Source organism: Actinoplanes sichuanensis (assembly GCF_033097365.1).
GTDB lineage: Bacteria > Actinomycetota > Actinomycetes > Mycobacteriales > Micromonosporaceae > Actinoplanes > Actinoplanes sichuanensis.
In genome coordinates this window covers 4,542,688-4,565,016 of record NZ_AP028461.1, presented here as the reverse complement: position 1 = coordinate 4,565,016, position 22,329 = coordinate 4,542,688, and the positions used below count along the sequence as shown (strand labels likewise).

The 22,329-nt window shown below is 69.2% G+C and carries 22 protein-coding genes; 10 read left to right on the top strand and 12 right to left on the bottom strand.

The features are described from left to right. Nucleotides 1–8 precede the first annotated feature (8 nt). The 3 genes from Q0Z83_RS21080 to Q0Z83_RS21070 all read right to left on the bottom strand — a co-directional run bounded on the left by Q0Z83_RS21080 (nt 9) and on the right by Q0Z83_RS21070 (nt 2,695). Nucleotides 9–1,232 (bottom strand): cytochrome P450, encoded by a 1,224-nt coding sequence (locus Q0Z83_RS21080; RefSeq protein ID WP_317795675.1) that lies wholly within the window; start codon nt 1,230–1,232, stop codon nt 9–11. Next, the gene (locus tag Q0Z83_RS21075) at nt 1,229–1,984 is read right to left on the bottom strand and encodes an AfsR/SARP family transcriptional regulator (RefSeq protein WP_317795674.1); all 756 of its coding nucleotides are present in this window, start codon (nt 1,982–1,984) and stop codon (nt 1,229–1,231) included. The genes Q0Z83_RS21080 and Q0Z83_RS21075 overlap by 4 nt, the downstream gene beginning before the upstream one ends. A 66-nt stretch (nt 1,985–2,050) precedes the next feature. Beyond that, nucleotides 2,051–2,695, bottom strand: coding sequence for a response regulator (locus Q0Z83_RS21070; RefSeq protein ID WP_317795673.1), 645 nt, complete (start codon nt 2,693–2,695; stop codon nt 2,051–2,053). A gap of 87 nt (nt 2,696–2,782) precedes the next feature. On the opposite strand from Q0Z83_RS21070, the gene Q0Z83_RS21065 reads away from it, so the two are divergent. After that, complete coding sequence (locus Q0Z83_RS21065; protein ID WP_317795672.1) at nt 2,783–4,903, top strand: histidine kinase; 2,121 nt, start codon at nt 2,783–2,785, stop codon at nt 4,901–4,903. A gap of 53 nt (nt 4,904–4,956) precedes the next feature. Here the strand turns inward: Q0Z83_RS21065 and Q0Z83_RS21060 are convergent, their stop codons facing one another. After that, entirely contained in the window at nt 4,957–5,814 is an 858-nt protein-coding gene (locus Q0Z83_RS21060) for an EamA family transporter (protein WP_317795671.1), read from the bottom strand. A 211-nt stretch (nt 5,815–6,025) separates the two neighbouring features. On the opposite strand from Q0Z83_RS21060, the gene Q0Z83_RS21055 reads away from it, so the two are divergent. After that, nucleotides 6,026–7,288, top strand: a complete 1,263-nt coding sequence (locus Q0Z83_RS21055) for an MFS transporter (RefSeq protein ID WP_317795670.1) — start codon at nt 6,026–6,028, stop codon at nt 7,286–7,288. Between the two features lie 115 nt (nt 7,289–7,403). Here the strand turns inward: Q0Z83_RS21055 and Q0Z83_RS21050 are convergent, their stop codons facing one another. Both Q0Z83_RS21050 and Q0Z83_RS21045 read right to left on the bottom strand, forming a co-directional pair. After that, complete coding sequence (locus Q0Z83_RS21050) at nt 7,404–7,619, bottom strand: DUF397 domain-containing protein (protein WP_317795669.1); 216 nt, start codon at nt 7,617–7,619, stop codon at nt 7,404–7,406. Further along, nucleotides 7,616–8,494 carry a helix-turn-helix domain-containing protein gene (locus Q0Z83_RS21045; RefSeq protein ID WP_317795668.1) on the bottom strand — a complete coding sequence of 293 codons (879 nt, stop codon included), beginning with the start codon at nt 8,492–8,494 and terminating at the stop codon, nt 7,616–7,618. Before Q0Z83_RS21045 ends, Q0Z83_RS21050 begins: the two co-directional genes overlap by 4 nt. 335 nt (nt 8,495–8,829) lie before the next feature. On the opposite strand from Q0Z83_RS21045, the gene Q0Z83_RS21040 reads away from it, so the two are divergent. The 4 genes from Q0Z83_RS21040 (at nt 8,830) to Q0Z83_RS21025 (ending at nt 10,226) form a co-directional block, all read left to right on the top strand. Continuing rightward, a complete protein-coding gene (locus Q0Z83_RS21040; protein WP_317795667.1) occupies nt 8,830–9,192 on the top strand; it encodes a hypothetical protein in 363 nt (120 codons plus the stop codon). A gap of 74 nt (nt 9,193–9,266) precedes the next feature. Next, the gene (locus Q0Z83_RS21035; protein ID WP_317795666.1) at nt 9,267–9,413 is read left to right on the top strand and encodes a hypothetical protein; all 147 of its coding nucleotides are present in this window, start codon (nt 9,267–9,269) and stop codon (nt 9,411–9,413) included. Next, entirely contained in the window at nt 9,406–9,810 is a 405-nt protein-coding gene (locus tag Q0Z83_RS21030) for a hypothetical protein (RefSeq protein ID WP_317795665.1), read from the top strand. The genes Q0Z83_RS21035 and Q0Z83_RS21030 overlap by 8 nt, the downstream gene beginning before the upstream one ends. Nucleotides 9,811–10,016: 206 nt before the next feature. Next, nucleotides 10,017–10,226: a DUF397 domain-containing protein gene (locus Q0Z83_RS21025; RefSeq protein WP_317795664.1), complete on the top strand. Its 210-nt coding sequence runs from the start codon at nt 10,017–10,019 to the stop codon at nt 10,224–10,226. Here Q0Z83_RS21025 and Q0Z83_RS21020 read toward each other — a convergent pair. Next, nucleotides 10,223–11,662, bottom strand: a complete 1,440-nt coding sequence (locus Q0Z83_RS21020) for an RNA-guided endonuclease InsQ/TnpB family protein (protein WP_317795663.1) — start codon at nt 11,660–11,662, stop codon at nt 10,223–10,225. The two genes, Q0Z83_RS21025 and Q0Z83_RS21020, sit on opposite strands and share 4 nt — an antisense overlap. Nucleotides 11,663–11,901: 239 nt before the next feature. Here Q0Z83_RS21020 and Q0Z83_RS21015 point away from each other — a divergent pair, with 239 nt between their 5' ends. Together Q0Z83_RS21015 and Q0Z83_RS21010 are read left to right on the top strand one after the other, a co-directional pair. Beyond that, nucleotides 11,902–12,321, top strand: a complete 420-nt coding sequence (locus tag Q0Z83_RS21015) for a GNAT family N-acetyltransferase (protein ID WP_317795662.1) — start codon at nt 11,902–11,904, stop codon at nt 12,319–12,321. Nucleotides 12,322–12,391: 70 nt separating this feature from the next. After that, entirely contained in the window at nt 12,392–13,603 is a 1,212-nt protein-coding gene (locus Q0Z83_RS21010; RefSeq protein ID WP_317795661.1) for a hypothetical protein, read from the top strand. A 120-nt stretch (nt 13,604–13,723) separates the two neighbouring features. On the opposite strand, the gene Q0Z83_RS21005 is transcribed toward Q0Z83_RS21010, so the two are convergent. Next, nucleotides 13,724–14,329 (bottom strand): helix-turn-helix domain-containing protein, encoded by a 606-nt coding sequence (locus tag Q0Z83_RS21005; protein WP_317795660.1) that lies wholly within the window; start codon nt 14,327–14,329, stop codon nt 13,724–13,726. 101 nt (nt 14,330–14,430) lie between these two features. On the opposite strand from Q0Z83_RS21005, the gene Q0Z83_RS21000 reads away from it, so the two are divergent. Next, entirely contained in the window at nt 14,431–14,730 is a 300-nt protein-coding gene (locus Q0Z83_RS21000) for a hypothetical protein (RefSeq protein ID WP_317795659.1), read from the top strand. A gap of 552 nt (nt 14,731–15,282) precedes the next feature. On the opposite strand, the gene Q0Z83_RS20995 is transcribed toward Q0Z83_RS21000, so the two are convergent. Then, nucleotides 15,283–15,711 carry a peptidase inhibitor family I36 protein gene (locus Q0Z83_RS20995; RefSeq protein ID WP_317795658.1) on the bottom strand — a complete coding sequence of 143 codons (429 nt, stop codon included), beginning with the start codon at nt 15,709–15,711 and terminating at the stop codon, nt 15,283–15,285. 113 nt (nt 15,712–15,824) lie between these two features. Then, complete coding sequence (locus Q0Z83_RS20990) at nt 15,825–16,130, bottom strand: peptidase inhibitor family I36 protein (protein WP_317795657.1); 306 nt, start codon at nt 16,128–16,130, stop codon at nt 15,825–15,827. Nucleotides 16,131–16,417: 287 nt separating this feature from the next. Here Q0Z83_RS20990 and Q0Z83_RS20985 point away from each other — a divergent pair, with 287 nt between their 5' ends. Continuing rightward, entirely contained in the window at nt 16,418–19,990 is a 3,573-nt protein-coding gene (locus tag Q0Z83_RS20985; protein WP_317795656.1) for a hypothetical protein, read from the top strand. 222 nt (nt 19,991–20,212) lie between these two features. On the opposite strand, the gene Q0Z83_RS20980 is transcribed toward Q0Z83_RS20985, so the two are convergent. Beyond that, nucleotides 20,213–21,979, bottom strand: coding sequence for a GAF domain-containing SpoIIE family protein phosphatase (locus tag Q0Z83_RS20980; protein WP_317795655.1), 1,767 nt, complete (start codon nt 21,977–21,979; stop codon nt 20,213–20,215). Then, nucleotides 21,972–22,295, bottom strand: a complete 324-nt coding sequence (locus Q0Z83_RS20975) for a response regulator (RefSeq protein WP_317795654.1) — start codon at nt 22,293–22,295, stop codon at nt 21,972–21,974. Before Q0Z83_RS20975 ends, Q0Z83_RS20980 begins: the two co-directional genes overlap by 8 nt. Nucleotides 22,296–22,329: the final 34 nt, after the last annotated feature.

Sequence of the window (22,329 nt, the reverse complement as noted above, 5' to 3'; positions counted from 1 at the left end):
CGTCAGCCTCAGCGGGGTGTGAGGGTCAGCGTCAGACGATCCGGGCGCATGGTGAACGCGACCCGCTCCCGGGGCGGTCCGCTGGTGTGCAGATCGAAGTCGCGGGCGGTCATCGCGACGGCCGCGGTGGCCGTGAGCAGGGCGAGGTCCCGGCCGGGACACACCCGGGGGCCGCCGCCGAACGGCAGATAAGGCGCGTCCGTCGGAGCCCGGTCGGTCAGCCATCGCGACGGACGGAATACGGCGGCGTCGGGGAAGCGACGGGCCCCGTAGGCCATCAGGACCCAGATCGGGATCCCCGGACGGGCATGCACCAGGGTGTCCTCGCCGAGGAGTTCGACGGCTTCGACCGCCTCGACCACGGTCAGGGACGCGGGTGGGCGTAGCCGTACCGCCTCTCGAACCGCGGCGTGGGTGTACCGCAACCGGCCGGCCGTCACGGCTTCAGCCGTGAACTCGCCTGCTCTGAAGGCCTCGTCGGCTTCCGCGCGAACTCTGGCGTGCTCCTCGGGGTCCGCGGCGAGGTACTGCAGTGACCAGCCGGCGGCCGCGGCGGTGGTGTCCTGCCCGGCGAGCAGCAGGGTGATTACGGTCCCGAAGTGATCCACCGGCAACAGGTCCCGGGCCGAGCGCAGCAGGCGCTGCAGATTCCGGTCGCGGGGGAGGGGAAACGGTGCGTTGATGCGCCGATGGATCGCGGGGAACAGCCGCGGGATGAGCGTTTGCAGCGGACCGTCCGGGTCGTCGACCGCATCGAGGTCCTGACCGGTGCTCACCGCGAGGGTCACGTCCAGGCTCAGGCGCATCAGGTCGGCCAGAACGGGGATCTGCTGTCCGGCCTGTGCCCGGGCGGACCAGCGATCACGTAGGCGGGTGACCGCCCGCGTGACCGCCGTGTGCGGGTCGTGAGCCAGCAGGTCGTTCGCGGCCTTGCGATCGGCGTGCCATCGTGTGCCCTCGGCGGTGAACACCCCGTGCACGCCGGTGGCCTCGATGGTGCGGATGATGTGCGGTTCCCGTCGGAACAGGTGGGGCCGCCCCCGGAGAATGCTTTGGACGATCTTGGGGTCGGCCGTGACGACGGCCGGCCCGGCGGGCAGACGCAGTCGGTACGTCGAGCCGTAGCGGTCGCACCATTCCTCGAGGACACGGTGCGGCCGCCCACCGCGGGCCAGCGCCGGGAGGTGGCCGAGAACCGGCCACGCGGGCGGGGACGGCAGCTCGGTGATCACCGGCCGGCCCCGGCGGCGACACGGTCGGAGAGCAGGATCTCCCGGTAGAGGTGCTGCAGAGTGGGGCTCGGATCGATGCCGAGCGCGTCGGCGAGCCGACCGCGGAGGGCGTGGTAACGGAGCAGGGCCTCGGCCTGCCGCCCGCCCTGGCACAGGGCCTGCATCAGCAGCTCGTGGACACGTTCCCAGAGTGGGTGCTCGGCGGCCAGAGCCGTCAGATCCGCCACGGCCTCACCGTGCCGGCCGAGAGCCAGCCCGGCGGCATACAGGTCGAGGCGGGCCGTACCGACCATCTCAGCGAGCCGGTGACGCTGGCCTTCGACGAAGGGACCGACAGCGCCGGCCAGCGGTGTGCCTCGGTCGAGGGCGATGGCGGCCCGCAGGTCCCGGAACGCCTCCTCGTACTCGCCGCGGCCCATCGCATGCCGCGCCTGATCGGTGAGCCGGCGGAAACGCCGGACGTCGACCGCCTCGGGTGCGACGTTCAGCAGGTATCCGTCCCCGTAGGTACGGATGTCGACGTCGTCGCCGAGTCGCAGTCGCATCCGGTACACATAGGTGCGCAGGACGCTGACCGCCGTTCGGGGCCGTGACTCGCCCCAGAGCGCCGCCGACAGGTCCTCCACGGTGGCGACCATGCCCTCGCGCAGCAGCAGCACCGCGAGAATGGTGCGTTGTTGTGGGCTGCCGACCGGCAGGTCCTGTCCGTCACGACCGGCCCGCACCGGCCCGAGCAGGGAGAACGTCATCATGGCCGGACGCTAACCCGGGGTCGGTCCCGGCGGATGGTGCTGGAGTCCCGGTTCCGGTCCCGGGTCTCAGCTGCCGAGGCCGGCCCGGCGGGCCCGGACCATCGCCTGGGCACGGTCGGCGACGTGGAGTTTGGCGAAGATGTTGGACACGTGGTTACGGACCGTCTTGGCACTGAGGAAGAGCTGCTCGGCGATGGCCGCGTTGCTGTGTCCGTCGGCGACCAGGGTCAGGATCTCGCGTTCGCGGGCGGTCAGCCCGCTGATCTGCTCAGCCGAGGCACGTTGCGGCGTGGCGAAGTAGTCGATCAGGCGGTGGGCGATGCCCGGGCCGAAGACCGCCGCGCCGTTGCCGACCGCGGTGATCGCCTGCGCGACCTCCGTCGGGCCGGCGCCTTTGAGTAGGTAACCTTTCGCACCGGCGCGCATGGCGGCGAACAGTGACTCGTCGTCGTCCATCATCGTCAGGATGATCACGCCGACGGCGGGGTTGCGGGTGGTGATGGCGCGGGTGGCTTCGACGCCGGAGAGGCCGGGCATGTGCAGGTCGAGTACGGCCACGTCGAGGGCGAGCGACTCGGCGGCGGCGACCGCGTCGGTGCCGTTCGTCGTCTCCGCCGCCACGGTCATGCCGGGCATCGCGTCGACGAGCTGGCGCATTCCGGCCAGGAAGACCGGATGGTCGTCGGCGAGTAGCACACGAAGGTCGGGCATGTCTCGGCTCCCTGTCGTGCGGGCGGCGCAGCGTTGAAACGGCAGGCGTGGGTACGCGCGGCAGCCTACGCGGCGTGGATCGTGCCGATGGCCCTGGTGTTCGCGGTGCGGCTGCTCGCACCGGCGGACGGAGCCCTGACCCGTCCCAGCGCCGAGAGCTGGACGACGGCCGGTCTGCGGGTGACCGAGTCGGCGGGGCCACTGCACGCCGGTGACCTGGTGACGGCCGTGAACGGGATCCCGGTGACCCGTACTCAGCCGGCCTTCGCCTTCGGCGACACGGTGACGTACACCGTGATGCGCGGTGAGCAGACCCTGAACGTCCCGGTCACGCTGTTCCGATATCCGATCCCGCAGCTGCTGCGCGACAACCTGTGGACCGCGCCGTTCTGGGCCGCGATGTGGGCCGTCTGTGCGTTCGTCATCGTCCGGCGACCCCGTGACCGGTCCGCCCGCACCCTGTACGCGATGGGCCTGCTGCTGTTCCTGTCCAGCCTGGCCTTCCCGTACTCGAACCAGATCGTCGACGTGGTGACCGGCCGTCTCTGGCCCGACCTGATCGGTGAGGTCGCGTCCTGCCTGCTCTGGTCGGTACTGCTGCACTTCGCGACGGTCTTCCCCGAGCCGTGGCCACGCCGGTCGCTACGCCGTACGGTCGTCATCACCGGCTACCTGTTGCCGCCCCTGCTGTACGCGGCCGCCGTCATCACCGCACAGCCGGTCGACCTGCGGGTACTCGTCTCGCTGTCGACACCTGCGGCGAACGTCTTCCCGTTCCTGATCGGCGCCGCGTTCCTGACCGGCTACCGGTTCGCGTCGCGGCCCGAAGGCCGCGAACGGATGCGGCTCGCCGTGTACGCGTTCGGTCTCGGCGCCGCCCTGTACATGGTGCTCGGCCGGATACCCGAGTGGATCATCGGTCACCCGCTGCTGCCGTGGAACGTCCTGACCACTCTCGTGTTCGCTCCGTTCCCGGTCGCGCTCGGCATGGCCGTGCTGCGCTACCGGCTCTTCGACATCCAGGTCATCCTGCGCCGACCACTGGTCTACGGGCTGGTGACGGTCGGCCTGATGGCCGCCTATCTGGCGGTGGCCGCCGCGATCGGAGCGGGGGAGAGCGTGCTGGTCGCGGCCGTGGTCGCCCTCGCGTTCGCGCCCGCCCAACGCTATCTGCGCCGGACGGTGGGTCGCCTGGTCTACGGTTCGCGCGACGACCCGTACGAGGTGCTGACCATCCTCGGCCAGCGGCTGGAGTCGGCGAGCTCCGTCGAGTCGGTGCTGGCCCGGCTGGTGGAGACGCTCGCGCGTACCCTCCGGCTGTCTTATGTGGCGGTCGAGGTCGACGGCCTCGATCTGCCCTCGTTCTCGCACGGACGGCCGTCCGGCAGACCGCTCGAAGTCCCGCTGATCCACCAGAGTGAGGAGATCGGCCGTCTGGTCCTCGACCCCGGACCACGGCAGGAACCGTTCGGCGCCCGTGACTCGCGCCTGCTCGACGTCCTGGCCCGGCAGGTCGGCGCCACCGCGTACAACCTGCTGCTGACCACCCGCCTGCAACAGTCCCTGGAACGCACCGTCACCGCCCTCGAAGACGAACGCCGCCGGCTGCGCCGTGACATCCACGACGGCCTCGGCCCGACCCTCGCCTCGGCCGGGATGAGCCTCGAACTGGCCCTCAGCCTCCTGCCGACCGACCCGGACAAGGCCATCGAGATCCTCTCCGGGCTGCCGCAGACGCACCGGCAAGCCCTCGCCGACGTGCGCCGCCTGGTTCACGGGCTGCGCCCACCCGCCCTCGACCAGCTGGGCCTGACCGCCGCACTACGCGAACGCGCCACCCACCTGGGCGGCGACACGGTGGAGATCATCGTGGCGGCCGACACCGACATCGAACCGCTGCCCGCCGCCGCCGAGGTGGCGGCCTACCACATCGTCTCCGAATCGATCACCAACGTCGTCCGGCACGCCGCCGCCACCCGATGCTCGGTACGGCTCGAACGCGACCCGAACGCCCTCCACCTGGAGATCAGCGACAACGGGACCGGCCTACCGAACCGCTACCGAGCCGGAGTCGGCCTGACCAGCATCCGTGAGCGCGCCACCGAACTCGGCGGCACCGCCCACATCGGCGCGGCCCCGCAAGGCGGCACGCTCATCTCCGTGCGCCTGCCGCTCAAGACGGTGGCAGACCGGCCCTCGACCCGGTGACGGGCGGCCGCATTCCCCACGAACGCGACCGCCCGTCGTGTCCGGCCGCCCGCTCAGCCGGCCAGACACACCACCCCGACCAGCGCGGCGAGGACACCGCATACATGGACGGCCGGGAGTCTCTCCCGCAGCACCACGGTGTTGAGCAGCACCGTCACCGCCGGATACAGCGAAGCGATCACGGCGGCGGCACCGACCGCCACACCGGCGGCGGCCACCGCGAACGTGCTGTCCGCGACGGTCTCCAGCACACCGACCACCACCGGCAACAACCACCTCCGCCCGATCCCGGCCCGCACCCGGATCCGCCGCGTGACCAGGGCCTCGGCCAGCAGAAGCAGACCGGCGATTCCGCCGGCCACACGAACATAAGCCGTCGCGATGTACGGATCACCCGGCGCCGCCTCATGCAGAAGCACGAAGAACGTCCCGAAACAGAGCGCCGCCCCGCCCGCACACCACACGGCCCGCCACCGCGCCGGCCTCCGCCCGGTCGGCCCGGCAGGCCAGGACACACACGTCATACCGATCATCGCGGCGATCGCCCCGACCACCCCACCGACACCGAGCCGCTCACCCTGCAACAGCCCCCAGCCGACCGGCACGAGCGACGCACCGGCGGCGATCGGCGCGACCACGACCATCGACCCGTCCCGCATCGCCCGATACACCAGACCCATAGCCGGTACGGCCAGCAGCCCGGCGATCGCGCTGATCACCAGCAGCCGTGGCTCGGTGGGCAGCGGCCCGTCCCGGACGGCCAGATAGACGACGGCCACCACCAGGCCGGTCAGCTCACTGCCGATCAGAATGGCGCGCACCGGTAGACGGCGCGCGCCGACCCCGGCGAGGAAATCGGCCGAACCCCACGCCGCCGCGGCGATGCCCGCCAATGCCAATGCCGTACTCAACGCCCCGTGACGCTCCGCTTCCCCGGCAGGACTGGTCGGGCCCGAGCGGCCGGATCGCGGCGAGCCGCGCCCATTGCCGGATGAGCTCTTCGACATCGGATTGACATCGGATGGCTCGTGGTCGCCCGTACAGCGGCTGCCGATCGAATGTCTATCCCGCGGTGGTGGAGTGCCCAGTGCCATGACTGCCGGACGGATGGAGAACACCCGCATGACCGCGTCACCCCCCGACCTCACTGCCGGCAATGACGTCACGGATCGGCGGACGTCGTTCGGTCGGCTGGTCTCGGCGTTGCTCGTATCGCAGGTCGGGTTCTACGTCGCGGTCATCACACCGATCCAGTTGCTGCTCACCCTGCGGCTGACCGCGATCGCCGGGGACGACGCGGCCGGTGCCTTCGGTGTCGTGGCCGGTGTCGGCGCCCTGGTCGCCCTGGTCGTGAATCCGGTCGCCGGCCGGATCAGTGACCGGACGGTGTCGCCTTTGGGGCGCCGGCGCCCGTGGATCCTCGGCGGCGCGGTCGGCGGTGCGGTCGCGCTGGTTCTGCTCGGCGTCACCACCGAGGTCTGGCAGGTGGTGTTGCTCTGGTGTCTGGTGCAGGCGCTGCTGACCTTCCAGGGGGCCGCCACCGGTGCGGTCGTCGCGGATCAGGTGCCGGCCGCCCGTCGCGGTGGTGTCTCCGGTCTGATCGGGATGACCATCGCGGTCGGTCCGCTCGTCGGGCTGGGCATGGTCAACGGCTTCGCGGCCGGTTCGCTCGCGCAATGGATCGCGGTCGCGGTGGTGACGGCACTCGCCGGGGTGATCGCGGTGCTGTTGCTGCGCGATGTGCCCGGGACGGCCACGGCTGAGCCGTGGAACCTAGCGGCTCTGGTCCGTACCTTCTGGATCGATCCGCGTCGGTACCCGGCGTTCGGCTGGGCGTGCGTCGTCAGGTTCTTCGTCACCTGCGCCTACGCGGGTAACACCTACTACTCCTTCTACCTGCTGCAGCGTTTCGGTGTGTCCCAGGAACGCCTCGGCGACCTGGTCCTGCAGTTGACGCTGCTGTCGATCGTCCTGATCGCGGTCGGCAGCGTCGTCGTGGGATACCTGTCCGACCTGCTGCGCCGGCAGAAGCCGTTCGTCGTCTTCAGCGGAGTCGTCGCCGCGATCGGGCTGACCCTGCTCGCCGTCGCTCCGTCGCTGACCTACGTCTTCGTCTCCGCCGGTCTGCTGGGCGTCGGGACCGGCGCCTTCGTCGCCATCGACTTGGCGATGTGCGTGCGTCTGCTCCCCAGCGACACTGACACCGGCCGGGACATGGCGATCGCGAACACCGCCAACGCGCTGCCCCAGTCGATCGTGCCGTTCATCGCCCCGCCCCTGCTCGCACTCGGCGGCTACGAGGCGTTGTTCGGATTCCTCGCGATCCTCGGCCTGCTCGGCGTCGCGGCCGTCACCCGAGTGCCGGAAGTCGGCGAACCCGGATAGAAGACGGTTTCCAGCAACGTCGACTGTCGCTCACCGCGTGGCCTGTCGGGCGAACGCGGTGAGCGACCGGCCGCCACCGCGTGTTCTCGGTGCGGCCGATCCATTTCGACGCCCGTTACTTCGTGTCGCAATCGAACTCGCCGGCCTTGACCGCGTCCAGGAAGGTCGCCCAGCCCTCGGGCGAGAACGTCAGCGTGCCGCCGTCGCGATCCTTGGTGTCTCGGACCGCCACCACGTGTGGCAGGTTATCTGCCACCTCGACGCAGTTGCCGTCCTGGCCACTGCGGGTGCTCTTGTGCCACACGGCACCGTCAAGGTTGGTGCTGGTCACCGTGACCACTCCTTCATTTTCTGTTCAATGAGTCGCCGGCTCTCGAACTCATCCAGCGCCACCCTACTCAGGTCAGCCCAGATGAACGAGTAGGTGTCTACCTCTGAAGGCTTGTCCAGATACAAAGAGCCGGTGGGCGATTCTTCGTAGACAGTTGTCGGTTCGGGATCGCGTACGGGCGATTCTCGTGGAAAATCTAGGATCACAAACGGCCCTTGGAATGCGGAGTGCACGCCGGCGCCGAAGGGAATTACCCGTACCGATACGTTTGGCAACTCAGTGACGGCAACTACGCGTGCCAGTTGATCGACCATCAACTCCGGCCCGAATCCGCGAACGAGGGCGGCCTCGCTAAGGATGGTTTCCCGGCGGGGCGCGGCAGGTCGCGGCCGAGTTAGGATGCGTTGCCGCTGCATTCGAATGGACACTCGTTCATCGATGGCCTCCGGGGTCAACCTTATTGGGCCACGGCTGATGATTTCCTTCGCGTACTGGGGTGATTGAAGCAGTCCAGGGATGATTTCAGCTGCGAATTCGCGGGCTCGGCTGGCTGCTGCCTCCATGCCGAGGAACAGCTCAAACCATTCCGGAATGTCGCTGTAGGCGTGCCACCAACCCTTGGCCTTGGACTGTCGGGCCAACTCCTTCAGTCCTTCAATGGTTTGCGGGTCGGTGCCGTATAGCTGACCCATGACCGCAACATCATTGGGGTGAACCGCAACCTGTCCCGTCTCGTAGCGCCACAGGCGTTGCCGGGACCATTCCAATGCGGTGAAAGCTTCGGTGATCGACAGTCCGGCGCTTTCCCGAAGCTCTTTCATCTTGCGGCCGAGTTGCCTTCGGGGAACCGAAGATCCGTTCTCTGTCGTCGTCATGGCGCAACACCTTTTGCGTTCACCGCGCAACCTCTCGTTCCGTCGCTCCGCAACACTTCGCTGGGCCGCTTCGTAACACGGCTCACCCAAACGTCCCTTCCTGGGCAGTATCGGCCTGCAACCGTTGCTTTGGAAAGGCCTGGGGGCCACTCTCCTTCTTGTGCGGCATGTCCGCTTCCGGATTCCCGGCACCCCCGACGGCCGCGTGGCCCATGACTCGGGATGCCAACCCTTCAAGGAGGTGAGCGCGTGATCCCCGTGGCAACCATCGCCGCCGTCGCCGGGCTGGTCCTCGGGTTCGTCGGTGGGCTCCTGGCGGCGAAACTGAAGCTCTGGTGCGACAGTTGCGGGGTCACCAAGGAGTGCCCTGCGCATGGGCCTGCCGCAACGAGTCGGACGCCGGCGAAAACGTCGGGGAAGCCGGCGCGGTCGTGACCCTCGTGGGCGCCCAGGTCGGTGACATGGTCGTCGCGCCGCACACGCCGGTGCGGCCGGCGTGGCATTGCAACGGCTGCGGTGACGCTTGGCCGTGCGCGACCGCGAAAGAGTCGATGCTCATCGAGTACGCGGACTGCGAACTCGCACTCATGGAATACCTGGCGATGCAATGCGTCGCCGCAATCGACGACTTGAGAGACAGCAGAAGCCCGGTCCCCAAGGACCTCTTCGGCCGGTTTCTCGGATGGGCGAAGCTGTGAGGAGGACAGCCATGAACGCCGGCGTAGAGAAGGCCCCACTGGACCGGCGAACTCCCGGCGCCCACCTTCATCCGATGCTCAAGAAGCCGAGCCCGCGCTATCGCGGGGTGGCCAAGGTCCCGGCTATCTCCACAGAGACGCCGGTCCTCGAGCTCGTGCTGGCTGCTCTCCGAACGAGCCGTGATGCGCAGGTCGTCTCGGCGGGGGAGGGCCATGGCTGAACCCATCGTCCCCCCGCAGGAAACGCTCGCCTGGAAGAACCGACGACTCATGGCGCAGCGGCTGCCCTATCCGGCCGGGGCCCTGGACTCCTGCGAGCGATTCGACCGTGACCATCCCTTCTGGAGTGCTTCATGGATGCCGCCGAACCTCGGAAGGGGCTCGGACCGGCCGGCCGGATTCGGCGCTCGACGAACCGACTACGTACGCCTACGCCGGTGTGACGACTTTCGCCGCGGTGAACCCGACGACGTGCCGCGGCAACCATGGGCGTTCGGGGAGACCATCGACGCCCTGGAGCACCGGGTCGCGGAGATGGAGGCGCTGATCGCCGCCGAAGCCGAGCTGAGCCGGCGATTGGGGTCCCGCATCCAATGGAACGCCCGGTTCCCGCCATGACCGATCGCCGACCTGGCCAGGCCGACGCGCGGACAGACCTCGGGCAGGAGTGCCCGACCTGCGCGGCTCCGGCTGGCCTGACCTGCACGAACCTCTTCAACGGCCGCGAACTTCCGGCCGAACGCGGCACCCATCTGACCCGACAGCTGCATCTCATTCTCCCGGCGTCAACCGGCGCCGGTGACATCAAGGTAAGGAGAAACGGTATGAAACTGCTCAATGACGGAAAGCCGTTCAAGTCCTCCAGGTCCGGCTCGGCCGGGCACTGCGTCCAGGTCCAGCACCTGAACAACGGGACCGTCGCCGTCTCCCACAGCACCGACCCGAAGGCGGGGACGATCCAGTACACCGCGCAGGAGCGGTCCGCCTTCCTCGACGGCGCCAAGGCCGGCGAGTTCGACCTCCCGACGAACTAGTGCGGTGTCCACGAACGTTCGCCGGGTGGTCCGGTTTTCGTTGTGGATCCTCGCTCACTGCTGTCGGGGTGGGCGAGCGACTCCCCTGGTGGTGGGGCGGGCCTCCGCGGGCCAACTGATCCTGGTGCCGCCCGGGGGCGGCGTGGATCACGTCGGGAACGGCCGGCACCGGGGAGGTGCCGGCCGGCTCGACGGTGCGTGATCGCCCCGGCCGGTATGTGCTCCGGTGGGGTGACGGGTGCGCCGCCCGGGGTGCGGGTGGCGATGGTGAACGCCGCCGCGAGGTCGCGGTGTCCGGCGAACCGACAGGACCGGCAGACCAGCCGGCGGCCCCGAGGCTTGGGAATACGGGTCCGACAACGCGGGCACGTCGAGGAGGTGCCGCGTTCGTCGACCAGGTGGGTGCGGATCCCGGCGAGGGCGGCCTTGTCCTGCAGGATCTGCAGGGTGCGGCCGATCTGCCACTGCCGTAGCCGGAGGTGGTGACGGCGTCCGGCGGGTTTGTCGAGCACGCCGCGAGGGTCGCCGATGGTCAGGGTGCCGACGCGCTGGTCGACGGCCCAGCCGATCACGGCCTTGGCGGCTTCGTGCTGGGCCTGCCGGATCCTGCGGCGGTGCCGGGTCTCGACGAGCCGGGCGCGGCGGCGGGTCTTGCGCCACCTGCGTGATCCGCGTTGTCCGGGGTTCGGGGCGCGGGCGGCGGTGGCTCTGCGGCGGGCCTTGGTGTCGGCCAGGTGCATGCGATGCTCGGCGCGGATCGCCCTACCGGAGACCAGCAGCGCCGGACCGTGCAGACCGACCACGGCGTAGGGGTGGATGACGCCGGGGTCGACCCCGGCCACCCGTTGCGGGTCCGGTCGCTGCTCGGCTGGGTAGACCGTGACCGGGAGCTCGGCGGTGACGTCGATCCACAACCGGCCGCAGTCGAACAGCAGCGTGACCGACCGGACGGTGTCCGGTGGGTAGGGCACGAGCCGGTCCAGGCGCAGCCACAACGGCGGGCTACCCGCTGCCGTGGGCAGCCGGAGGCGGCGGCCGTCGAGGTCGAACGTGCCGTGATACCAGCGCACCGGCAGCAGCCCGCGTCGACGACGCGGGAACCGCACCTCCGCATGCCCGGCCTTGCGCCGCGCCGCCGCGGAGAACCAGGCGTCGGAATAGCGGCGCAGCACCGACCGGGCGCCGGTGGTGTCCAACTCCCCGAAGGTGCCCGGACCAGCCTGGGTCAGCAGCTTGCACAACTGCTGATAACCGGCCATCGGCGTGTCTGCGCGCCGCCGCCGCCAGGCGTTGATCTCCAGGACGCAGGCCCACACGTCGGCGCCGGAACGCAGCAGGCCGAAACACCGCTCCCGTTGAGCACGCGTCAGCCGCAACCCGACACGAGCGGTGCGATGCACCACCGGCGGGCCCGACGGATCACGACGTCTCGGCACACCCGGCATTCCAGCACGAGGGTACGACAACAATGACCCGGCGAACGTTCGTGGACACCGCACTAGCGGCCGGGCAGGGCGCTAGATCTGGAGCGGTTGAGGGGGCCTTCCGTGCGGCCCCCTCAACCTACGATCCTGCGGTGGGTTCCTCATTGACTGTTCGCTCGGCCCGGGTCGAGGATGCGGCTCGGATGGCGCAGGTGCATGTCCGGTGCTGGCAGGAGACCTATCGAGGCCTCATGTCGGACGCGATACTCGATGATCCGGGTTTCCCGGCGGCACGGGAGCGGTTCTGGACCGCGGCTCTGACCGACGTGCGATATCGCGAGAACCGCACGGCTGTGGCCGAGCGGGACGGTGAGTTGATCGGCGTTGCGATGTCAGGTCCACCGTTGGACGCTGCGGCGATGTGGGCCCGGCATCTGTATGTGCTCTATGTGGTTTCAGCTGCGCACGGTACGGGTGCCGGCCAGGCGTTGCTGGACGCTGTGATCGACGCCGGAGAGTCGGCGGCGCTGTGGGTCGCCGACCCCAACCCGCGCGCGCAAGCGTTCTACCGTAAGCACGGTTTCATCGCCGACGGGACGGTCCAGGTCGAGGACGGGGTACGGGAGATCCGCATGGTCCGCTGGGTGCAGTCGCCGTCCCCGATGCCGTGAACGAGAACGTTCGAGACGGTAGGCCGGATTCAGCGGTGGTGGCGGTTTCGCCGCCCACAGGGGATGGAGGGTGACATTGGCCGCGTGGGCCGCCCTGCTGCTGACGTACACGGTCGGCATGGTGTTCTCCATCGGCGTCGCCTGCTTCGGGGCTGTGCAAGCGCTGAAACATACTGTTCAGGCCGAGATGGCGCGGCCTGATTTCGCGGACCTGAGCGATGCCGGAGTGTGGAGCCGGGCCGGTCTGCGCTGGTATCTGCGGTGGCGCCGGGAGCGTACGGGCCTGCTGTACGGCCTCCTCACCGGGATGGGGGTGGCTGCCCCCATCCTCGTTGTCCGTGAATCCGAGTTCACGGCGGCCGTGGCAGTGATCGGCGGAGCGTTGCTGACCGAGATCGGTGTGCTGTGCTGCCTCAACGCTGTCAGCCGACCCGTGACGGATCACCGTCTCGTGGACTTCTCCCTGACCGGCGACCAGGTCAGCCAGGCTCACCGGCAGCGGGTCACGTTCGACCGTGTCGACTATCGGCTGCGCTGCGGCGCGACCATCGCAGTGGGCGTGTTGTACATGATCGCGCCCCGCAGTTCGCACCTGCAGGCCGAACCCGGCGTACTGACCCTCGTCGCGGTGAACGCGTCGTTGTACCTGCCGTTCGTCATCGTGTATCTGGCCTGCCGGTTCTGGAAGCGGACGTTCGTCGTGGCGCACACCCTGATGGCGCTCACCGATATCCTGCGCACCGAACCCGACCGGGATCCACAGCCGACCGACGCGCCGCCGCTGCGCATCGCCGACGCCGGGCATCTGCTACGCAGTCGTCTGGCCAGGACGGCCCGACAGCTGGACGACATCGGCAAGCGGGTCACGGCGACGAGCAGGCCACCGGCCCGCCATCCGCTACCGGTGATCATGTGGAGCGCCGCGGACGAGATCCGCGCATTCCTGCGCTCACCGCAGTCCCTGACCGGGAGGCTCACACCCCGGATGCGGGAGCTGACAGTGGCGTTGCTGGTCGTCCTCGCCGGCCCGGCCGACGACGCGGTCTATCAGACGATCGTCGCCGACCCGGACGCCTTCGACGCCGACTGGTCAGCACGGCACGGCGGGTTCGCCGACCGCCTGTCGGCCCGGATCATCGCCGTCAGCGATCAGCTGGAGCACGTCAAACGGGGCGTTTTCGCTCTGGCCGTCGTCGGTGTCATCGTGACCGGCGCCGTTCTTTACATGGTCGGGAAGGTCGAGTTCAAGGATCTCGCCGAGATCGTCGCCGGCTTCAACTGAAAGGGCACCAGCGCGCCGCTGCCGCCAGACGGGTCCCTCTCTGCCGATTGATTCCTTGGGGTCTTCGGTGGCCGAGGTCGTTCTCGGGACGGCGTACGCCGTACGCGGCGCCGAGGTTTGTCATGAATCTGGGTCGAGTTCCTTGAGGAGCAGGCTCTCGACGCGGCCCAGCAGTTCGTCGTCGGCTGCGGCGAGAAGGCGGACCACCCTGCCGAACCTGGCCTCATCGGCGGGGGAGGGCAACTGGATCTGGTGTTTTCCGAACTGCTCGGCCGCTTCGCCCAGCACCGTCAGGGCGGTGTCGACTTTCGAGTTCTTCCACGGGAACGCCGCGGCGAGACCCAGAAGTGCGGCCGCCGGGATGACGAGCCCTTTGGCGACGGCGACCGGTTCCGGGCGCCGATTCTGGCCCTTCACTTTGGCCGTGAACTCGAAGGCGACGTCACGATCGGTGTCGGGATCGCGGATCAGCAGGTCGTGTGGGCCGTCCTCCACCCACCGGATCCGGTCCTGCTCGGTCAGGCAGGCGAGGAGCGGCCGCGCCGACGCCATCGACGGGGCCTGGGCGCCACGCTCGATCCCGCGGACGAACGACACGTGCACTTTCGCCTGGTCGGCGAGCGCCTGCGGGGTGAGGCCGCTGCGCTCACGCAGGGCTTTCAGGAGTGCACCGAACCGCTGATTCCCGGGGGTGCCCGCAGCCACCTGCAGCGCGTCTTCAGTCACGAGAGAAGAGTACAGGATCGTGTTGCGTCTGCCGTCGGCTCCGTGCCAGACTTCCGCGACACGATCCTGTATCCCTCTATCGTTTTCGGAAAGGTCGCGAAATGCCTCTTGCGATCCTCTACTACCTCGGCGCCGGCGCTCTGCTCATCGGCGGCCCGGCAACCGGACTGCTGCTCCTCGGCCGCGGCAGGCAGGAAGCCGCCGCGCACGCCCTGGCCCGCGAACAGACCCTGATCGCCCGGCTTCTGCGCACCGAGACCGACCTGGCGCAGGTGCGCGAGCAGGCGCGAGCCGCCGGCGTCGACCCGGACCTGGTCGAACAGGGCTATCGGGACCTGCGGGACAACCACGTCACCCTCGACCAGATCCTGGACTGGCTGCAGAGCTTCCGCCGCACGTGATGCCGCCCATCGTCATGCCGCCGACTACCTCGCCCGCTGAACAGGCCGGACGCGACGGCCATGATCCCTACGCCTGGTCACGTGGCGGCACAGAGCGACCAGGTGAGCACCTTCAGCGGTCCGCCGGTGGGAAGACGCCGAGACCGACCGGCACGCCGCAGACGTCAGCCGCCCACGCAGGCAGGGCTGGGGAGACGGTGCCCCTATCCGGGGTTTCGGCCGTTCAAAGGCGGCATGCCGTGGTCTTCTGCGGGTGACGTGCGTTGACGGACCGGCTTCACGAGCACCAGTCGCCGTTCCCGGCGCCGTAACCGCGGCCGCAGCGTGCCCGATCCGCCAGGCCGCCCGGGCACCGCACCGCCAAGGCGACCGCATCCGCCGCCGCGTCGCCGTCACCGGCGACGCCGGGCCGTCGGGGCGAGCGGGTGGTCCCGCAGCCCAGCCCGGTCCGGCGTCGCCCGGGCCGTCGAACACGCCGCCACGACCGCCGGCCGCGGAGTTCGGTGCCGGATCCGGCATCCTAACCGGACCAGTGAGCCACAGGCCTCAGGATCAGTAGCACCAGTCGTACGGGCCGCCGGCCTCCAGCCGCACGGAACTGGCCTCGTTGGCGAAACCCACGCCGTTGCCGGGTATTCCATCGTCGGGCAGACTGCCCACCCAACTGCCCGGGTTCACGCAGAAGGCATACCCTTCCCAGTTCACCTCGGTGTACCAGTGACTCACATAGTTAGAACTCGACGAGTTGCTGACGGTCTTGATGTTGTTGTCGACGATCACGCCGGTGTGGAACCTGTTATCGCGGAAGTCCCGATCGCCGTTGAAGAAACTGATCTTGCCGGTGTCGAATCCGATGTCCCAGCCGCAGTGATAGCCGCTGGCGCAATTGGGCCCGGCGAGGGCCGGTGACGCCGGTACGAGGAAGGCCGTTGTCAATAAGGAAGCGGCGGCGGCTCCGAGCAGTGCTCTGGCCTTGTGCATGAGTTCCTCCCGTGGTTGCTCGTTCGGAAGACGTCGAGAATGGTGGCTTCACATCTCCCGGGCTTCATCTGGTTTGCCGACTGATGTCCGGCTCCGCGCAGGAGGCCGGCCGGTCAGCAGGCGATGTTGATTCCCCGATATGCCAGAGCGCCGTTGCTGCCCCGGTAGCCGACCGCGTACGAATAGCCGCTCCCCTCGAAGTAGATCGTTCCGTTGCCGCGGTTCCACAGCGACACCACGGTGAACGGCACGGTGTGCCGGCCGCACGAGGGCGCCTGCCAGAACGAGCCCGTGCCGCCCACCTGGCTCCAGTAGCACGAGTAGTACTGCGGACACTGCGACCAGGCCGCCTGTGCGGGAGCGGCGGTCGCGACCAGCGATGCCGCGCCCAGGGCTGCACCGAGCAATGCGGCCGTCATTCGTTTCGTCATCCGTGCCCGGACATGGTTCATGAGTCCTCCCGATCTCGCGACGACGTTGCCGGTTGTCAGCAAACCGGGCGGCAAGGTTGTTCAGTAGCCCCGTGGGTGAGTAAACAACCGCAGCTCACCGGCTCCGCGAAACGTGAGCGTCGCCGGCTGTGTTCGGGAGGAGGAGAGACGAACACCCCACGCGACGTGAAGGCGTACGCCGGGTGCGGCCGACGGCATCGTCGATCCCCGTACGATTCAGGCGACGATTCACGATCGCGACCGCGGGAGCTCGTGTGCAGCCGATGTCCCCGAAGGCTACCGGCGGCAGCGGTGTCCATTACGAAGCCGAAGTCGTCGCGTGCGCTTTGGCCCTGCTGCTCACCGGCCATCGTGGTCCGGTCTGGAATCAACCGATCAGCACGCTCTCGGTCCAGCAGCGTGCCGCGGGCGCCCAGCTCGACGACATGGTTCTGCAGATCGGCACCGGCACCACCAGCCGCATCGTCGAATGCCAGATCAAGATCACCGCAACGGCGTCGGCACTTCGCCAAGTAATGACCGCCGCTGCACGTATGCAGCGGATGAACCGCAGCCATTTCATCGACGGCCGTTGCCGGGTCGGACTGGTCACACGGACGTCGCCGAAGGCGACTGCCCTACGGCAATTGGCCGAGCTGGCCGAACGGACCAGCTTCGACGCCTTCCGGGCCCAACTGACGCCAGGTCAAACCCCGATGCCGATACGCCGCGAGTGGAACTCGCTGCGCCAGGGGATCACCGACCGCGACGCCCACCGAATGCTGGGTCGACTCGATGTATGGATCGTGGACCGCGACGGCCGTAGCCCGGACGTCGACTACCTCCGCATCCTCGACACGGTCACCCACGGTCGCGGTGTCAGATCCGAAGACCTGTATCGGTGTCTCACGGACGTCGCCGGGAAACTCGCCGAAAGCGGCGGCGACACCGACGCCGAACGTCTACGGCACCGGCTGGCCCTCGACTACGGGATCCCGCTGTTCCCAACCCTGCCGACGACGGCTGCGGCCGCCTCGATCGGCCGGTTCCTCCCGCGAGGTCCACTGGCCGACCGTGAGGCAGAGCTCGAACTGCTCGGCAGGCACTGCACCTCCGACGAGGAACCGGCGTATCTATGCTGGCGTGGGCCGGCCTGGGCGGGCAAGACCGCAATGCTCGCCTGGTTCGCGCGGCATCCACCGGCAGGCGTCCGTGTGCTGGCGTCGTTCGTGACCGCCCGCAGCGGAGTGCAGCACCGACACTCCTTCGTCGACGACCAGCTGGCGCAGCTGACTGAGCAGTTCGGATTCGCCCCCGAGACGCTGCGCCCCTCCGGGCTGCGCGACGGAGTGCTCCTGGCCCGGTGGGCTCAGGCCGCAGCGGCATGCGCCGCGCGAGGAGAGCTTCTGGTAGTTGTCGTCGACGGTCTGGACGAGGACACCGCCGCCCGGTTCGAGCCCAGCATCGCAAGTCTGCTTCCCGATCGCGTTCCGGTCGGGCTGCGTTTCGTGGTGTCGATCCGCGATCGGCGACCGGTGCCCGAAGACCTCGAACACGATCACCCGTTGCGAGCGACCGGGTGGACGCGGCTGACACCGTCACCGGCGGCGACGACACAGCACGTCCAGGCCCGGGTAGAAGCCACCCGCCTGTGGCGCGACCAGCCGGTCGGGCGACAGATCCTGGGACTCATCACCGCCGCACAGGGCGCGCTCACCCGGCACGACCTCGCCGCACTGTGCGGCGAGGACCCCGGCACGGTCGACGAACTGATCGCCTCCTGCACCGCGCGGGCGATCGGCCAGGATCCCGACGGCGGTCACGTGCTGATCCACGACGACCTGCACGCCGCGGTCACCGAACTGTTCGACTCCCTGGACACCTTCCACGCCCGGATCGACGCCTGGGCCGACGACCATCAAGCCGCCGGATGGCCCGCGAACACCCCTCGCTACCTGCTGGACAGCTACCCGTGGGCACGGCGACAGTCACCGCAACGCCTCCTGGCGCTCGCGACCGACGTTCGTCGGCACGATCGGCTCTTCTCGCACACCGGAGCCGATGTCGCCGCGCTCCGCGAGATCACGCTGGCCGAGTCGGCGCACCGTACGGCCGCCACCCCCGACCTCGGTGCCCTGCTGCGTCTCGCCCTACACCGACAACGCCTCACGCGACAGACCCGCGTGGTGCCGGCCGCCCTCCCACCGGTCGTCGCCGCCGTACAGGGCTGGGAACGCGCGGTCGATCTCGCGATGTCCAGCGACCTCGATTCCATCCGGGATCAGGCACTCGTCGAGCTCATGGACGCCGCCGAGACCCCGGCGCAGTGCCTCCATCTGATCGACCGGATCAGCTCGCCCGTGGCCAAGGCCCTCGCCCAGGTCCGTGCCTCAGCGGTACTCGGTGACCTGCCCACCGACTTCGGTGCGGGTGTCACCGAACCCGACGCACGGGCACACGTCCTGGAGGTCGCCGCCCGCACGCTCGACGCGGATCAGACGGCCGCCGCCCCATGGTGGCAGAAGCTGGTCCACGACGTACACGATGCGGTTCGCGCTGTCGACAACCGCCTGACGCGTGGTCTCGCATCGGCTCGGCTCGCTCGGCTGCCCGGCGCCGACGTGCACACCCTGCTCACCGATGCGGTGGAAGCCGTCCGTGGCAGCGACTCGATCCTGGCGTGTGTGGCGATGCGCAAGATCGCCGTCGGGCTGGCCGGTGCTGGAGCAGTCGACCGCGCCATCGCCGTCGCCGAGTCCGTCTCCCGCCCCTACGACGACTGGGCTCTTTCTGATGTCGCGGCCCAGATGGCGAGCGTGGACGCTGTCGCCGCCGAACGTCTTGCCGTGTCGATTCCCGGAATCGCAGCCCGAATCTCCGCCGTCGCCGCGGTGTCGCACGCGCATGCTCGCGCCGGTCGACGTGCCGATGCCCTACGTCTGGGCCTGGCCTGCCGGGACCTCCTCGACGGCGATAGCGACATCGTTCTGTGGGAAGGGGCCCACGCGGCCGCGGCTGCCGCCTTGGCCGCAGCCGGCGACCTGGGTGAGGCCGCGGCCGTCGCGCGTGCCGCCTACTGGTACCTCGAGACCGCGACAGCGCTGGCGGTGGTGGCGGCGGCCGCTGTTGAGCACGGCGACCTCACCGCCGCCGCGCACCTGGTACGCGAAGCCCAGCAGGTCGTCCGTACCGACGAAGGCCATGACGAGGGTTTGATCGAAGTCCTGGACCAACTGAGATCCGACCGGCCATACCGGCCCCCGTCGGATCCGGTGTCGGCGGAGATCGACGACCTCCTCGACGACGGCCACGTCGAGGCCGCCGAGCAACTCGCCCGACAACTCGGTCGAGGATCCGTGCGGGACGAGGCGATGTCGCAGCTGGCCTCCGCGGTCGCCGCCGGCGGCGACCCGGACAGGGGAGAGAGTCTGATCGACGAGATCGACGATCCACGGTGGCAGACCGAGGCGCTGATGTGGCTTGCTCGGCACGCCGAACCGGCCGAGTACGCCGAGCGTCTGCCCGCCCTGGTGGACAGGGCATATCGGTGGCTCCGCCGGCCGGTGACCGCCGTCGTCCGCACGAACCTGATCTGCACGATCGCCGAGCAGGATCCGGAACAGGCTGCCGAACTGGCTCGACGCGCGTTCGACGAGAACGACGACAACCGGGCTCACGCCCTGGCCGCGATCGCATGGGCAGCGCATCCCCGTGCTCTCGCTCGCGACCTGCTGGCCGAAGTGTTACGACTGGAAAGCTTCGAGCCCGCCATCGCCGTCATCGCCTTGATCGAGCCGGCCGCGCTAAGGGCCGCGGCCGCGGACAGGGCGTTCGTGCCGCCGACCTGAACACCGCTTACCGGGCGTTGTGGTCCAGGCCGGGAGCTGCTTGTACCGGGCGACCGGATGATTCCGGCCGATGCGGCAGGAGGAGCATGTCAAAGTCAACACCGACATCGACCGGTACGGTGTGACGCGCCCCCCGGTGAGCGGTGACATCGACCCGGCCACCGCCGACGTACTCCACGACGCGATCACAGGTCCCGCCACCGAACCGGGCGTCCGAGAGGGTCAGGCCGGGTTGCGGAGGGCCAGCATCGCCACGTCGTCCTCGTGGCTGTCGCCGACCAGCCGGCTCAGGACCTCGTCGAGCAGATCGGGCAGAGGGGCGCCGGCCAGGCCGGTCAGGACCCCGTGCAGTTGCCGTTTACGATCATCGAGGGTGTCGGTACGGGTCTCGATCAGGCCGTCGGTGTAGAACAGCACGGTGGATCCGGGCGGCAGCGTGCGGGAGTAGTTGGTGCGGGGCAGCCGCCGGCGCACGCCGAGGAGCATGTCGCGTCCGACCAGGGGACTGACCGTACCGTCGGCTTCCAATAGGACCGGCGACGGATGCCCGGCGTTGGCCCACTGCAGCCGGTAGCCGGTCTCGTCGGGCTGCACGTAGGCCAGCAACGCCGTGGTCGGAGTCGGATCGCCGAGAACCTGCATCGCGGCGTCGAGCCGACGCAGCAACGCCGACGGCGGCTCGAGTCGGTCGACGATGAAGGCCCGCAGCATGCTGCGCAGTTGCCCCATCCGCGCGGCGGCGAGCATGTCGTGCCCGGTGACGTCGCCGACCACCAGCGCCAGGTGGCCGTCCTCGAACCGGACGGCGTCGTACCAGTCGCCGCCGACGTGCTCACCCCGGGCGGCCGGTGAATAGCGGGCGGCCAGTTCGAACGGCGTGGCGTCCGGCAGGTCGCTGAGCATGGCCTGCTGCAACAACGTCGCGACCTGCTCACGGGAGAACAGATAGTCGGCACGTTGCAGGGCCTGGCCGACGTAACCGGCGAGAGCAGCCAGGACCGCCTGCTCGGCGGCGTCCAGCGGATAGCGCTCCTTCCAGACGAAGGTCAGCGCACCGATCGGCCCCCGCGGGCCGGGAAGCGGCACACTGGCGCCGGACTGCCAGCCCATCTCGGTGAACGTGGCGGCGGCGTCCGGGACCTGCTCCGCGACGGCGGCCGGATCAGGCAGCAGGATCGGACGTCCAGTGTGCGCGGCAAGGGCCGACGGGGTGCGGGCGGTCTGCGGGTAGCGACGCCAGCGATCGGCGACCCGGTCCGGCAACGAACCGCCGGACTGCAGGTTGACCTGACGGTCGGTGTCGAGCAGAGACACCCCGACATAGTCGGGATCCAGGGTGCCGGTGACCAGGGTCCGGACCGTCCCGATGACATCGGCGAGCGTGTTGGCGTCGGCCAGCGCCACGCTGGCACGCAACAGCAGCTGACTTCGGGAGAAAGCGAGGTTCGCGGCCTTTTGCTCTCCGCGGGCGATTTCCTCGCGGCTGAGGGCGGCCCGAGACGCGATCCGCAGCCGCAGGCTCTCCGAACAGGCTGCGGCCAGGTCGGCGAGCAGAGCGAGTTCAGCGGCGGTCCACTGTCGGGGCGAAGCGTCGATCGCGCACAGCGAACCCAGGGTCCGGCCGTTGCCGTCGGTCAACGGCATACCCGCGTAACCGACGACGCCGAGGTCGGTGATGGCCAGGTTGCCCGCGACACGCGGGTCGACGCGGGCGTCGGTGATGACCAGAGGTTCACCGCTGGTGACGACGTGCCGGCAGAAGGAGTGCGACAGCGGGGTCTGCCGTTGCTGCTGCCACGGTTCGGCCAGCCCGTATGCACCCGGGAACACCTGCCGGGCGTCGTCGACCAGCGACACCAACGCCACCGGAACACCGAGAGTTCGTTGCACGATCGACGCGAACCGGTCGAACATCGGGTCGGCTGCCGCCCCGAGACCGGTGCGGACCAGTGACGTCAGACGATCCGGGTCGTCGAGCCGGTCAGACACGCGGCAGCCGTGCCGTCTCGCCGTAGAACGCGTTGATCCGATGCACCGCGGTCTCGAACGCGTCGAGGTCCATCGGCTTGGTCACGAACGCGCTGGCGTGATGCTGATAGCTGGAGAAGATGTCGCGCTGCGCATCCGAGGTGGTCAGCACCACGACCGGGATCGCTTCGAGCGCCTCGTCGGTCTTGATCTCGGCCAGGGTCTGCAGGCCGCCCATCCGCGGCATGTTCAGGTCCAGCAGGATCAGATCGGGCCGTACCGCATCGGAGTAGCCGCCGGCTCGGCGCAGGAACTCGAGGGCCTGCTCAGAAATCACCCCGTACCCCTTCATCCAGCGGGTCCCGCGTTCC

What these genes read in the sequence shown, in the direction of transcription:
- Q0Z83_RS21075 (WP_317795674.1), bottom strand. Translation starts at nt 1,984, where the DNA reads ATGATGACGTTCTCCCTGCTCGGGCCGGTGCGGGCCGGTCGTGACGGA.
- Q0Z83_RS21070 (WP_317795673.1), bottom strand. Translation starts at nt 2,695, where the DNA reads ATGCCCGACCTTCGTGTGCTACTCGCCGACGACCATCCGGTCTTCCTG.
- Q0Z83_RS21065 (WP_317795672.1), top strand. Translation starts at nt 2,783, where the DNA reads ATGGCCCTGGTGTTCGCGGTGCGGCTGCTCGCACCGGCGGACGGAGCC.
- Q0Z83_RS21055 (WP_317795670.1), top strand. Translation starts at nt 6,026, where the DNA reads ATGACCGCGTCACCCCCCGACCTCACTGCCGGCAATGACGTCACGGAT.
- Q0Z83_RS21045 (WP_317795668.1), bottom strand. Translation starts at nt 8,494, where the DNA reads ATGACGACGACAGAGAACGGATCTTCGGTTCCCCGAAGGCAACTCGGC.
- Q0Z83_RS21035 (WP_317795666.1), top strand. Translation starts at nt 9,267, where the DNA reads ATGCTCAAGAAGCCGAGCCCGCGCTATCGCGGGGTGGCCAAGGTCCCG.
- Q0Z83_RS21030 (WP_317795665.1), top strand. Translation starts at nt 9,406, where the DNA reads ATGGCTGAACCCATCGTCCCCCCGCAGGAAACGCTCGCCTGGAAGAAC.
- Q0Z83_RS21025 (WP_317795664.1), top strand. Translation starts at nt 10,017, where the DNA reads ATGAAACTGCTCAATGACGGAAAGCCGTTCAAGTCCTCCAGGTCCGGC.
- Q0Z83_RS21015 (WP_317795662.1), top strand. Translation starts at nt 11,902, where the DNA reads ATGTCGGACGCGATACTCGATGATCCGGGTTTCCCGGCGGCACGGGAG.
- Q0Z83_RS21000 (WP_317795659.1), top strand. Translation starts at nt 14,431, where the DNA reads ATGCCTCTTGCGATCCTCTACTACCTCGGCGCCGGCGCTCTGCTCATC.
- Q0Z83_RS20995 (WP_317795658.1), bottom strand. Translation starts at nt 15,711, where the DNA reads ATGCACAAGGCCAGAGCACTGCTCGGAGCCGCCGCCGCTTCCTTATTG.
- Q0Z83_RS20990 (WP_317795657.1), bottom strand. Translation starts at nt 16,130, where the DNA reads ATGACGGCCGCATTGCTCGGTGCAGCCCTGGGCGCGGCATCGCTGGTC.